Here is a 12,260-nt window from a genome sequence, read left to right on the forward strand (position 1 = left end):
CCCGTTCGCAATAGTTCGTTGACCAGCGCAAACGTTGCAAGATTCGACTATCCGCCCCGAGCGTCGCCGACCTCAGGGCGACCTCAGCGCATAGTCGCGAGCCAGGCGAACGTGCGTCGAGTGCGCACCGGGCGGGCCGAACCCGCCCAGCGAGCGGCGACTGAGCTGCGGTGACGAAGCCTGCGAGCGCCGCCCGCCGCGTCGGTGACCCTCACTGTTTTTCCGAGCCCAGTTTCACCGGAATCGACAGCGGGCCGACGGTGAAGAACGACGGCGAGTACGGGATGTTCGCCGGGTCGATGGCGAGTTCGAGGTTCGGCAGCCGGCGGTAGAGCGAGGCGAGCGCGAGACGACCCTCCAAGCGCGCCAAGCCCGCGCCGATGCAGTACCGCGGCCCGTGACCGAAGCCGAGATGTCCGCCGCGCTGCTCCCTGGTGATATCGAACTCGTTCGCGGTCTCGCCGTACTCGGCCGGGTCGATACCGCAGGCCTGGTAGGCGACGCCCACCGCTTGCCCCTTGGGGATGGCGACTCCGGCCACGGTCACGTCCGTCAGGGTGAATCGCCAGCTCGTCATCATCACCGAATGGCGGTACCGGACGGTCTCTTCGACCACGTCGGCCCACCGGTCTTCCGCCTTGGCGAGCGCGAGCTGCTCGGGATGTTGCGACAGCGCCAGGATGGCGTAGCCGAGCAGGTGCACCGTGGTCTCGTGACCGGCCACCAGCATGATCCACAGAACGGCGACCAGTTCGTCGGCGGTGAGCTTGTCGTCCTGGTCACGAGCTTGGACCAAGCCGGTGGTGAGGTCGTCGCCGGGCTGCTCCTGTTTCCGGTCCGCCAGTTCGTACAGGTACGTCATCAGCGAGTTCTGCGTCGCGAACGCCTCCTGCGGCGGTGTGGTGTGCGCCAGGAGGGTGGCGGTCCAGCGGCGCAGCCGTTCCCGGTCCGGCTCCGGCACCCCGAACAGTTCGCAGATCACCGCCATGGGCAGCGCCTCGGTGAAGGTGGGCACCAGATCGACGCCGTCACCCGCGGCCACGACCTCGTCCAGCAATCGGTCGATGATCGCCTGGACGCGCGGCTCCAGCGCCTGCACCCGGCCCGGGGTGAACGCCTTGCTGATCAGGCCGCGCAGCCGCCGGTGGTCGTCGCCGTCCTTGGTGGACAGGTGATCGCCCTGCACCACGGCACGCAGCGGCCAGTCCGCCGGGATCGAACCGTCGTGCAGCGCGGGCCAGTGCTTCGGATCCCGGGCGAAGGTCTTGTTGTCCCCGGCGAGGATCTCGCGCACCGCCTCGTGCGTCAGGGCCAGGTAGGCGGGCACGCCGCCGGGGAACTCCACCTCGACCACCGGCGCGATCTCCCGGAGCCGGATGCAGGTGTCCAGCAGATCCTCGTTCGCCGCGGGGAATGCGGGCAGGCTGGTTGTCATCGGTTTCCCTTCTGCGCATTTGCCCTCCGACCGCCGTGACGACGGTCGTGCACGAGTATCGAGGCGAGACCGCCCGCGCCACCGCCCGATCGGCGATTCGTGCCTCCAACCCGAAACTCGGCGGCGCAAAACGACAATCCGGTGACCGTGCCCGGCCCAGCGCCGCGGGCGCGCGGCCCCGGCAGGCGTTAGGGTGGCGGTGTTCGATGTCCGTGGGCGGCCGGGAGGAAATGGTGGAACCGAAGACGGTGCTGGGGCGTGGCGTGCGCGCAGTGAACGCCGGGGTGGTCGCCCTGCTGAGCGCGCCGGTGCTCGGCAGCCTGCTGGGCAGGGGATTCGTGGTGATCACCTATGTAGGCCGCCGGTCCGGGCGGACGTTCAGCACACCGGTCAACTACCGGCGAAAGGGAGACGAACTCGTCATCGGCGTCGCTATGCCGGACAAGAAGTCCTGGTGGCGTAACTTCCTCGGTGCGGGCGGCCCGATCACCCTGCACCTGAACGGCGCCGACCGGCACGGGCATGCGGTGGCGCAGCGCGACGAGCGCGGCCGCGTCCTGGTCACAGTGCGGCTCGACGACGCGAGCTGATCCGCCTCTTCCCTTCTCGCGTCGGCGCGCCGAAAGCGACGGAGGCGCTGTCGCCTTCCGAGCACGCGGCGACGTGGGGGCGCCTGATCGAACACCCCGTCCCTCGAAGGCCGAGCGCCGCCGCTGATGCGAATGCCGAGGCGGGCCCGTAAGGGCGAGTCTCGACAGCGGATTTCGGCGGGAAGCCTTAGACGCTCGCCGACGGCTTCATCTGGGCGACGATCGCGGCCCCCATCCACCGGCGTAGATACCGACGCAAATCGTCTTCCCCGCGCGGTGGATTCCCCGGGGAGACGAAGAACGACTGCATCGTGCGCAGGACGTATTCGACCAGCTCGTGCAGCGACTCGTCGTCGTATCCGTAACGCTCCCAATCGACGTCGAAGCGCTTGATCATCGTCATGCCGAAGGCCTGCGCCTCTTCGGAGGTCAGGCTCTCGGGATGGACGTTCGAGTACGTGCTCGACAGCAGAATGCCGAGATGAGGCGTGCGGCGAACCTCGGCGAGGGTGTACACCACTGCCTCGGTCATCGCTTCCACGGCGTCCTCGATCCCGCTGACGTGCTCGGTCAGCCGGTCCAGGAACCCGTCGACCGACGCTATCGCCGCCGCGGTCATCAGCGCGTCGGCACTGGGAAAGTACCGGTAGACCGTCTGCCGGATGACGCCGAGCGATTCCGCGACGTCGGCGATGCTGATCTCCGAACCCGTCCGCCCGATCAGTTCGACCGCGGCGGCGACGATGCGACGCGAGGCTTCCTCGTCGTCCTTCGGCGGGCTCCCGCCCCACCCACGCCTTCCTGCCACTGCCCGCTTCCTCGACTCGAAGCCTGTCGCTTGCGAACCCCTGACGGAAAGCCTGCCGACTATCCAGGTCAGGGGCTCGACCGTATCACAACGTTGCCTGTTCTCGGTTCCAGCGCCGATTCTGATCATACACTTGGACAGTTGTGTGTATGATCGCTGCGACATGGCCCGGTGCGCCGGAATGCGTTGCCGGACCGGTTCGTTTCGGAAAGTCGAGGTTCAGCCCAGTGACCGATCTTCAAGTCCGGAAGATGCGCTTCGCATTCGCCGACTACGACGTGCCCTTCTTGTGGAACGAGGAGAATCCGGCCTTCTCCTCGATGGCCAACGCGGTGTCCTTCCTGGCGATCGGCTTCGAGAAGATGATCGTCAACATGATCCGCGAGGCCATGCCCTTGATCACCGATCCCGCGGTGGCCGAGGAGGCCGACGCGTTCGTGCGCCAGGAGGGGCAGCATTCCACCGCCCACCGCCAGCACGCCAACGCCCTGATCCGGCGCTACCCGGGGTTGCAAGAAACGCTCAACGAAGTGATCGCGGAATTCGACCGCCTCACCGTGCATACTCCGGTCGAATACCGGCTGGCCTACACCGCCGATCTCGAGGCGACGTTCACCCCGGTGTTCAAACTGATGCTCGACAACGACTCGACCTTGTTCCGGCCGGGCGACGACCGGGTGGCGTCGCTGTTCATCTGGCACTTCGTCGAAGAGGTCGAGCATCGCAGCTCCGCGCTGATCATTTTCGACTCCGTCGTGGGCAGCGATGTGTACCGGATGCGCATGGCGCCGTCGATCTTTCGTCACGTGATGAAGGTGATCCGGCTGGCCTGCGCGGGCTTCAACGAGCATGTCCCGCTGGAGGAGCGGAAGATCGACGCGCTGTCGATGTTCGCGAATCACCGGCGCAGGCAGAAACTGCGCAAGTGGTTGCCGTTCCTGCACGCCGAGGACAACGGCCCGATGCCCCGCGCGTTCGACCACCTGCCGCTCCGTGAGCAGCTCGTCGCGCTCGTGGGCGTCGTCCGCAGTCAGTTGCCCAAGCACAATCCGGACCACGAGAAGCTGCCCGCGCTGGCCGATGTGTGGTTCGAGCGCTACGAGGCCGGCTACGACGTCTCGCACTGGTACACCGCCGAGACGGCCGCACGTTAGGAGCCGGACCGATGGCTGATCATTGCGCCCCCACCTTCGACCGGCTCGCGACGGCGCTCGGCTTCTCGTGCGAGGAGGCAGGCGGACCGGTCGAAGTACGGAACCCTTTCGCGTTGGAGAACTGGACGCTGCCCGTCCTCGAGTGCACGATCGTCCTCGGCGCGGTGCTCGCCTTGGTCTACGCGATCGTGCGGCTGCGCCGGCACGGCGACCCCACCAACCTGGTGGTCTGGTTCGGGGCGACCGCGTACCTGTTCATCATCGAACCCCCGCTGTACTTCCCTGCGGCGTTCGGCATCGACGCGCACGTCGACACGATGTTCGCGCACAACCTGTTCACCGTGGAATTCCTCTGGGGCCGATTACCGCTCTACATCGTCGCGATCTACCCGTTCATGGCCACGCTCGCGTTCGAAATGGTCAGGATTCTCGGCGTGTTCCGGCAATACGGGGTTCTCGCCGGATCGGCGTGCGTCGGCTTCGTCCACCACGCCTTCTACGAGATCTTCGACCATCTCGGCCCGCAGCTGCGGTGGTGGGAATGGTCGGTGGACAACCCGATCAATCAGCCGATGTTCGATTCGGTGCCGCTGCCGAGCGTGGTGGTCTTCGCCGCGCTGTGGCCGATGTCCCTCGCGTTCTGCGTCCAACTGTTCGTCGGCCGCCACGTCGCCCAGGGGCGGACCTTCTCCGGATGGCAACTGGCCGGGCGCACGATCCTCGTCGGCGTACTCGCGTCGCTGGGCACCGCCGTGCTGCCCATCCCCGCGACGGTCTTCGGCATGGGCAGCACCACGGTGCGCGGCGTGCTCTACGCCGCCGAACTGGTCGTCGTCTCTGTCGCCGCGGTGCTGATCCTCACCCGCCAGTGGTCGCGGCTGCGGCGCGGCGACTCGGCTGCGCCTTACACCAACGACTTCGTCCGCGTTTACGGCGGGGTGTATCTGGGGGTGATGGCGTTGCTCTGGGCGACCGCGTTGCCCGATTACTTCGGCGCCGTCGACGGCGTGACCAGCGCAGGCGACCCCATCGGGAATCTCTGGTACGCGATCGCGTGCTTCGTTGTCGCGATCTTGTGCCTGGTCGCCGTGTGGACGGTACCCCGGAGGAAAGCGACGGTAAGCGCTACCTCTCCGGCGCCGGAATCGGCGGTGAACTCCACGGCCTAGCGGCACGCCGAGCGCTTTCGCCAGCGCAGGGCGGCGGTTGCCGGCCGGGGTGTGACGCCCCGCTCGCTCGGGACTTTCCGGGCCGGTGTCCAGGTTGTACGAGGGGCCGATATGAGGAGGTCATGTGGCACGGGAGTACAACCGGAATCCCGCGGCGATCGCCGCCCTGTCGCCTGAGCAGTACCACGTCACTCAGGAGAACGGGACCGAGCGGGCGTTCACCGACGGCCCCCGCGCGGCGGGCGGCCTGCGGTACTGCATCAATTCGAAGGCGCTGCGGTTCATCCACCTCGACGACCTCGATGCGGAAGGCTATGGGCAGTACAAGACTCTCTTCGTGAAGGAGGAGGCGTGACCGACACGCGCAAGGCGATTCTGGCCGGTGGATGCTTCTGGGGCATGCAGGACCTGATCCGCAAGCAGCCGGGGGTGGTGTCGACCCGCGTCGGCTACACCGGTGGACGCAACGACCACCCCACCTACCGCAACCACCCTGGCCACGCGGAGGCGATCGAGATCGTCTACGACCCGGCCCGGACGGACTACCGGCAGCTGCTGGAATTCTTCTTCCAGATCCACGATCCGACCACGAAGGACCGCCAGGGCAACGACATCGGAACCAGCTACCGTTCGGCGATCTTCTACCTCGATGACGACCAGAAGCGCGTCGCCTTGGACACCATCGCCGATGTGGACGCCTCCGGTCTGTGGCCGGGCAAGGTGGTCACCGAGGTGACCCCGGCGAGCGCCTTCTGGGAGGCCGAGCCGGAGCATCAGGACTACCTGCTGCGTTACCCGGACGGGTACACCTGCCACTTCCCCCGGCCGGGTTGGAAGCTGCCGAAGCGGCAGACCACCGCTCAGTAGCAGCCGCCGAGTTCGGCGGGGTCGCGTTCCGGCCCCGCCGAGCCGGGCAACACACACGACTGCGCCGCCGCACCCGGGTGGCGCAGTCGTCGCGTTTCCACGACCTCCCACCGTCGTTGCCGGTCGTCCAGCCGGGGCCGCCTGCGACTCCGTACGCAAACTGCATGCGGCAGAAACCAATTCGGCCCGTTTCCGGCCACCGGGGACTCCCCGTCGTGGGGAGAACGCGTGATCGAGCGCCTATATGATCGTCGACGCTTGGAGCTCCTGGCCGGTCGACCCGAGGTAGGCAGATGACGCGCTACGGCACGAAGGTTCTGGACGTGGTGGGCAGCCGCCGGATGGCGGTGGCGACGCTGGCCACCATCACCGGCTTCTACTACCTGTTCGTCGCGTTCACCAATTGCGTCGACACCGACACCAACCGCAACGGTGTGGCCGCGGTGCTGTCGATGAAGGCGACGATCCACAATCCGGGCACGGACTGGCGCGCGATCACCAATGGCAATGTCGCGCTCGTCGCCTACATCCTCGTGGTGATCTGGGAATTCCTCATCGCCTTCGTGCTGCTCGCCGCGGGAGCCGCGTGGGGCAGGGTGCTGACCGGACGGCCGCGCGGGCTGCGATCCGGGCCGGAGTTGGCCGTGAAACTGTCCAGCCTGGGCTGGACCATGGCGGTGCTGCTGTTCGCGGGCGGGTTCCTGACCATCGGCGGCGAATGGTTCCGCATGTGGGCCAACGACGACGTGAACGCTTCGTCGGCCGCGTTGCAGAACTTCCTGATCGCGGGCGTCGGCCTGATTCTCGTCCACCTGCCGGACCCGCAGCGTGATTTCGGCACCGAGAATTCCGCGGCGGAATCGAGCTAGGCGCAGCCGCGAGCGTCAGCGACCGGTGCGATCGAGTTCGCTCAGCTGCTTCTGCAGACGTTCCAGCGCCGCGCGGATCTCGTCGATCTGCGCGTTGAGTTCGGCGATCTTCGCTTGATCCACCGGCGGCGCCTGCGCCGGTGGTTGCGCGGCCGGCGGCGCGGTGGGCTGCTGGCCCGGCGGCAGCGGAGCGCCGGGACCGCCGCCTGGCGGCGTGGCGAGTCTGCCGGTGGCCGCGCCGAACACCTGCTCGAGCGCTTCGGCGAGGGTCGGCGCGTAGCCGACCAGGACACCACCGGTGCCGGGATCGCGGTAACTGACCAGCACCCGCGCCAACTGCGGGAACGTCGAGGAGTTCGGCGCCGTCGAGATCCGTTCGGTGAACAGCGGTTCGGCGTAGAGCACGCCGCCGTCGGCGATCGGCAGGGTGAGGAGATTCCCGTATTGGATCCGGTTCGAGCGCTCGAGCAAGGTCCGCTCGGAGGCCACTCTGGTGTCGGAGATCATCGAGTTCTGGATCTGCTGCGGCCCCTGGGTGAGGGTGTCGGTGGGCAGCTGCGAGACGGTGATCTTGCCGTAGCCCTCCGGGTCGGAGCGGGCGGAGACGTAAGCGGAGAGGAATTCCCTGTTGTAGCCGACCATGGCGCTCGCGAGCCGGAACGATGGTTCGGCGCTGGTCTGGTCGCCGACCAGGACGTAGAACGGGGGCTGATGCGGATTGGCTTCCACGGTGGGGTCGCTGGGCACCGACCAGAAAGCGTTGGTGGTGAAGAATTCGCGCGGTTCGTCGACGTGGTATTTGGCCAGCATCTCGCGCTGGATCGTGAACAGGTCCTCGGGGTACCGGAAGTGGGCCCGCAACTCCGGGGTGATCGACTCCTCGGGGCGCACCGTGCCGGGAAAGACCTTCATCCAGGCCGCCAGGACCGGGTCCTGCCGGTCGACCTGGTAGAGGGTGACCGTGCCGTCGTACGCGTCGACGGTGGCTTTGATGGAGTTGCGCACGTAGGAGATCTCCCGGGGCGATCCACGCTCGGTGTCCTCGCCCGGAGCGAGGGCTTCCAGCGAGCTGCGCTTGGCGTAGGGGTAGCCGTCGATCGAGGTGTACGCGTCGACGATCCAGACGATGCGGCCGTTCACGACCGCGGGATAGGGGTCGTTGTCGGTGGTCAACCACGGTGCGACGAGTTCGACGCGATGGCGGGGATCGCGGTTGAAGATGATCTTCGACTCGGCGCCGATCGCTTTGGAGAAGACGATGTTGCGCTCGGTGTAGGTCACCGCGAAGGCCAAGCGGTTGAGCCAGTTGCCGATCGGGACGCCGCCCGCGCCGGCGTAGGTGTATGTGGTGGTGTCGGTGTCGTACTCGCGCGGCTGGGGGCCGCCGCCGACGATGGCGTAGTCCGGGCTCGCATGGGCGATCACTTCGCCGAAGTAGACGCGCGGCTGATCCACTCGGATCACCTGGTGGCCGGAGGCCTGGGAGGCGATGTCGCCGACCGCGTAGATCGGATATCCGCTGTTGCTGCTCGCGGCGTCGCCCGCCGCTTCGCGGACCGCCGCGTTCACCCGGTTGGCCGGCGCCGCCACGAACCCGTTGCCGTGCGTGTAGACGGTGTGCCGGTTGACCCAATGGCGCTGGTTGCCGCTCAGCGCGCTCGGGGTCAGCTCGCGCGCCGCCACCACGTAGTCGCGCAATTGCCCACCGACGCGGTAGCGATCGAGGTCCAGATGCGGTGGGAAACTGTAGAAATTCTTCAGCTGTTGCTGCTGGGTGAACGTCCGCGACAGCACGTTCGGATCGAGCAGGCGGACGTCGGCGATCGTGGTGACGTCGGCGGGGACCTCGGGCGGCGGCTTGGTGCCGACGCCGGAATACGGCTGGTACTCGACCCGGTCGCTGCCGATCCCGTACGCCTGCCGGGTGGCCGCGATGTTGCGCTGGATGTAGACCCGCTCCATGTCGGCGGCGTTCGGACGGACGGAGAACTGCTCGACGGCCAACGGCCAGACGGCCCCGACGAGAATCGACGACAACAGCAGCAGCGCCGCCGCCATCGCCGGAATCCGCAGATCGCGCACGACGACGGCGGCGAAGACCGCCACGGCGCAGATCAGGGCGATCGCGAAGAGAATGAGGCGGGCGGGAAGCACCGCGTTGATGTCGGTATAGCCGGGGCCCGCGAACGTGGGCTCCTTGCTGTCACTCGACAGCAAGGAATATCGGTCGAGCCAATAGGCGGCGGCCTTCAGGAGGATGAACGCCCCGGCCAGTATCGCGAGCTGGACGCGGGCCGCGTGCGTCAGGCCGCCCGCCTTTCTGGACAGCCGCAGCCCGCCGAGCAGGTAGTGCGTGGCCAGGTTCGCGAGGAAGGCGAGGACCACCGCGATGAACAGCCAGTTGAGGACGGAACGGTAGAAGGGCAGGTCGAAGACGAAGAACCCGACGTCGTGCCCGAACTGCGGATCGGCCACGCCGAAGGATCCGCCGTGGAGGAACAGTTGGACCGTCATCCAGTTCGACTGCGCGGCGAGGCCGCAGACCAGCCCCACCACGGTGGCGACGCCGAGACCGAACCGCACCGGATGCCGCAGCACCGCCGTCCGATACGGCCGGAGGCTGTCTTCTTCCTCGGACTCGGGAAAGAAGAGCGGACGGAACCTGAAGGCCAGCCACATCACGGCGAGAAGGACGCCACCGATGATCAGCGCGATCGCGGCGAACAGCGTGAGCCGGGTGAACAGCACGGTCAGCCAGACACCGCGGAACCCGACCTCACCGAACCACAGCCAGCTGACATAGCCCCTGACCAGCCGGGGCACGATCAGCAACGACACGACGAATACCGTGGCGGCGACCACCAGCACCCGGGTGCTGCGATGCAACCGCCGCGGGCCGGGGCCGACGCGCGCGCTCATCTTGCACTCCCGTGGCTGCCGCCCGGCACAACGGTGGACGGCCGAGGCGCAACCAAGCTCGATACTACCGGGGTTGGTCGACGCGCCGAGGAGCGCTCGATCGGCTCCCGCGGCTACGGTGGGCCGCCTGCGTCCACAGGCCGTCGAAGCGGCCGGGCTCGGTGAGCAGGCCAGCATACTGTGTGCGGTAACGGTCCCCACCCGAGGAGCCTCGATGACGAGCACGCCCGACCTCACCGATCTGGCACCGCAGCAGCGCGCCGCCCTCGGCAGCGGCGCCGACTTCTGGACCACCAAGGCGATCGGTTCGGTCACCGCTGTGACCATGACCGACGGCCCGCACGGGGTGCGCAGGCAGGCGGGGGCCACCGACCACCTGGGCTCGGCCGAGAGCCTGCCCGCCACCTGCTTCCCGCCCGCGGTCGGGCTCGCGCAGAGCTGGGACGTCGATCTGGTCCGCCGCGTGGGCGAGGCGCTGGGCCGGGAGGCGCGCGCGCTGGGCGTGGACGTGTTGCTCGGGCCGGGAGTCAACATCAAGCGGGATCCGCGCGGCGGCCGCAATTTCGAGTACTACTCGGAGGACCCGTCACTCACCGGTCTGCTCGGCGCGGCATGGGTGACGGGTGTGCAGAGCACCGGAGTGGGGGCTTCGCTCAAACATTTCGCCGCCAACAACGCCGAGCACGACCGGATGCGGTCGAGTTCCGACGTCGACCCCCGTCCGCTGCGGGAGATCTACCTGCGCGCGTTCGCCCATATCGTGCGCACCGCCCGGCCGTGGACGGTGATGTGCTCCTACAACCGGATCAACGGCGTGCACGCCGCGCAGAATCGCTGGCTGCTGACCGACGTGCTGCGCGGCGAATGGGGTTTCGACGGCGCGGTGATCTCCGACTGGGGCGCCGTGGCCGACCGGCCCGCCTCCGTGACGGCCGGACTGGATCTGGAGATGCCGGGCGGCAGCGGCATCTCCGACGCACAGGTACTGGCGGCCATGGCCGCGGGCACGCTGGATCCGGCGGACGTCGACCGCGCCGCCAGGAACGTGGCGACGCTGGCGGCGAAGGTCGTCGCCGGACGCGAACTCGGTCGTGCCGTCGACACCACCGACGAGCACCATCGCCTGGCCCGCGCGGTGGCCGCGCGGTGCGTCGTCCTGTTGCGCAACGACCGCGGCCTGCTGCCGCTCACGCCCGGGCGCTCGCTGGCGGTGATCGGTGAATTCGCGGCCGAGCCGCGCTACCAGGGCGGGGGCAGTTCGCACGTCAACCCGACCCGCCTCGATGTGCCGCTGGAGGAGATCCGCGCGCTCGCCGGCGCCGCGCCGGTCTCCTACAGCCGAGGGTTCGCCACGGCCGATACCGGCGTCGGCGCGGACGCGTTGCGCGCCGAGGCCGTCGCCGCCGCACGCCACGCGGACGTGGCCGTGGTGTTCCTCGGCTCGGCCGCCGCGCAGGAATCCGAGGGCTTCGACCGTCAGCACATCGAGTTGCCCGCCGAGCAGGTGGAGTTGCTGGCGGCGGTGGTGCGGGCGCAACCGGAGACGGTGGTGGTGCTCGCGCACGGCGGCGTGGTGCGGCTGGCCCCGGTGGCCGCCCTGGCCCCCGCGATTCTGGACGGCGGGCTGCTCGGCCAAGCCGGGGGCGGCGCGCTCGCCGACGTGCTGTTCGGTGTCGTGAACCCGTCCGGGCGACTGGCGGAGACAGTGCCGGTCCGGTTGCAGGACACCCCGGCCTATCTCGGCTTCCCCGGCGAGAATTCGCATGTGCGCTATGGCGAGGGCCTGTATGTGGGCTACCGCTGGTACGACAGTCGGGATATGGACGTCACCTACCCGTTCGGACACGGCTTGTCCTACACCACCTTCGAATACTCCGATCTGGCGCTCGCGGCCGAACCGGCGGGCATCGCGGTGCGCGCCCGCGTCACCAACACCGGTTCCCGCGTGGGCCGGGAGGTGGTGCAGGTGTACACGGCGCTGCCCGGCTCCGCTGTCTCACGTCCCGTTCGTGAGCTGAAGGCGGTCGCGGTCACCGCCGAACTGGAACCCGGTGCGAGCGAAGAAGTCTCGCTGCTGCTCCGGCGCGACGACCTGGCCTACTGGGAGACGCGGGTCGATCGCTGGATCGTGGAGGGCGGCACTTATCAGGTGTGGGCAGGTGCTTCGAGCCGGGATCTGCGCATCGGCGGGCAGGTTCAGCTCGCCGGAGACGACCTGCGCATCCCGATCACGGCGGAATCGACCCTCGGCGAGGCCATGGCCGATCCGGCGGCGGCGGCCGCGCTCGCGGAGGTGTTCGGCGGCATGTCCGAGAGCATGGGCGACGCGACGGCACTCGGCGTGGACATGATGCGGATGATCGCCTCCATCCCGCTCAACCGCCTCACCGGTTTCGGCGTCGACCCGGAGAAGCTGGACGCGCTACTGGCCCGAGGAGACGACTGATCG

At 68.2% G+C, this 12,260-nt stretch carries 10 protein-coding genes; 7 read left to right on the forward strand and 3 right to left on the reverse strand.

Annotation, left to right across the window (positions count from 1 at the left end; all coding sequences use genetic code 11):
• Positions 1 to 211: 211 nt before the first annotated feature.
• Entirely contained in the window at positions 212 to 1,435 is a 1,224-nt protein-coding gene (locus tag ACWDMM_RS19585) for a cytochrome P450 family protein (protein WP_195079376.1), read from the reverse strand.
• Between the two features lie 230 nt (positions 1,436 to 1,665).
• Between ACWDMM_RS19585 and ACWDMM_RS19590 the strand changes: the two genes are divergently transcribed.
• Complete coding sequence (locus tag ACWDMM_RS19590) at positions 1,666 to 2,025, forward strand: nitroreductase/quinone reductase family protein (protein WP_195079466.1); 360 nt, start codon at positions 1,666 to 1,668, stop codon at positions 2,023 to 2,025.
• A 187-nt stretch (positions 2,026 to 2,212) separates the two neighbouring features.
• Here ACWDMM_RS19590 and ACWDMM_RS19595 read toward each other — a convergent pair whose 3' ends face one another.
• The gene (locus ACWDMM_RS19595; RefSeq protein WP_195079375.1) at positions 2,213 to 2,833 is read right to left on the reverse strand and encodes a TetR/AcrR family transcriptional regulator; all 621 of its coding nucleotides are present in this window, start codon (positions 2,831 to 2,833) and stop codon (positions 2,213 to 2,215) included.
• A gap of 227 nt (positions 2,834 to 3,060) precedes the next feature.
• Here ACWDMM_RS19595 and ACWDMM_RS19600 point away from each other — a divergent pair, with 227 nt between their 5' ends.
• The 5 genes from ACWDMM_RS19600 (at position 3,061) to ACWDMM_RS19620 (ending at position 6,892) form a co-directional block, all read left to right on the forward strand.
• Entirely contained in the window at positions 3,061 to 3,987 is a 927-nt protein-coding gene (locus tag ACWDMM_RS19600) for a metal-dependent hydrolase (protein ID WP_195079374.1), read from the forward strand.
• A gap of 11 nt (positions 3,988 to 3,998) precedes the next feature.
• The gene (locus tag ACWDMM_RS19605; protein ID WP_357205494.1) at positions 3,999 to 5,156 is read left to right on the forward strand and encodes a DUF7802 domain-containing protein; all 1,158 of its coding nucleotides are present in this window, start codon (positions 3,999 to 4,001) and stop codon (positions 5,154 to 5,156) included.
• Positions 5,157 to 5,280: 124 nt separating this feature from the next.
• Complete coding sequence (locus ACWDMM_RS19610) at positions 5,281 to 5,511, forward strand: hypothetical protein (protein ID WP_195079372.1); 231 nt, start codon at positions 5,281 to 5,283, stop codon at positions 5,509 to 5,511.
• Positions 5,512 to 5,555: 44 nt separating this feature from the next.
• Positions 5,556 to 6,023, forward strand: a complete 468-nt coding sequence (gene msrA, locus ACWDMM_RS19615) for a peptide-methionine (S)-S-oxide reductase MsrA (RefSeq protein WP_397070399.1) — start codon at positions 5,556 to 5,558, stop codon at positions 6,021 to 6,023.
• Positions 6,024 to 6,316: 293 nt separating this feature from the next.
• The gene (locus ACWDMM_RS19620) at positions 6,317 to 6,892 is read left to right on the forward strand and encodes a DUF2165 domain-containing protein (RefSeq protein WP_195079370.1); all 576 of its coding nucleotides are present in this window, start codon (positions 6,317 to 6,319) and stop codon (positions 6,890 to 6,892) included.
• A 15-nt stretch (positions 6,893 to 6,907) separates the two neighbouring features.
• On the opposite strand, the gene ACWDMM_RS19625 is transcribed toward ACWDMM_RS19620, so the two are convergent.
• The gene (locus ACWDMM_RS19625) at positions 6,908 to 9,811 is read right to left on the reverse strand and encodes a UPF0182 family protein (RefSeq protein WP_357102830.1); all 2,904 of its coding nucleotides are present in this window, start codon (positions 9,809 to 9,811) and stop codon (positions 6,908 to 6,910) included.
• A 214-nt stretch (positions 9,812 to 10,025) separates the two neighbouring features.
• On the opposite strand from ACWDMM_RS19625, the gene ACWDMM_RS19630 reads away from it, so the two are divergent.
• Positions 10,026 to 12,257, forward strand: a complete 2,232-nt coding sequence (locus ACWDMM_RS19630) for a glycoside hydrolase family 3 C-terminal domain-containing protein (protein WP_449938752.1) — start codon at positions 10,026 to 10,028, stop codon at positions 12,255 to 12,257.
• Positions 12,258 to 12,260 lie beyond the last annotated feature (3 nt).

The sequence above is a fragment of the Nocardia sp. NPDC003726 genome (genome assembly GCF_053586955.1).

What these genes read in the sequence shown, in the direction of transcription:
- ACWDMM_RS19585 (WP_195079376.1), bottom strand. Translation starts at nt 1,435, where the DNA reads ATGACAACCAGCCTGCCCGCATTCCCCGCGGCGAACGAGGATCTGCTG.
- ACWDMM_RS19590 (WP_195079466.1), top strand. Translation starts at nt 1,666, where the DNA reads ATGGTGGAACCGAAGACGGTGCTGGGGCGTGGCGTGCGCGCAGTGAAC.
- ACWDMM_RS19605 (WP_357205494.1), top strand. Translation starts at nt 3,999, where the DNA reads ATGGCTGATCATTGCGCCCCCACCTTCGACCGGCTCGCGACGGCGCTC.
- msrA (WP_397070399.1), top strand. Translation starts at nt 5,556, where the DNA reads ATGCAGGACCTGATCCGCAAGCAGCCGGGGGTGGTGTCGACCCGCGTC.
- ACWDMM_RS19620 (WP_195079370.1), top strand. Translation starts at nt 6,317, where the DNA reads ATGACGCGCTACGGCACGAAGGTTCTGGACGTGGTGGGCAGCCGCCGG.
- ACWDMM_RS19625 (WP_357102830.1), bottom strand. Translation starts at nt 9,811, where the DNA reads ATGAGCGCGCGCGTCGGCCCCGGCCCGCGGCGGTTGCATCGCAGCACC.
- ACWDMM_RS19630 (WP_449938752.1), top strand. Translation starts at nt 10,026, where the DNA reads ATGACGAGCACGCCCGACCTCACCGATCTGGCACCGCAGCAGCGCGCC.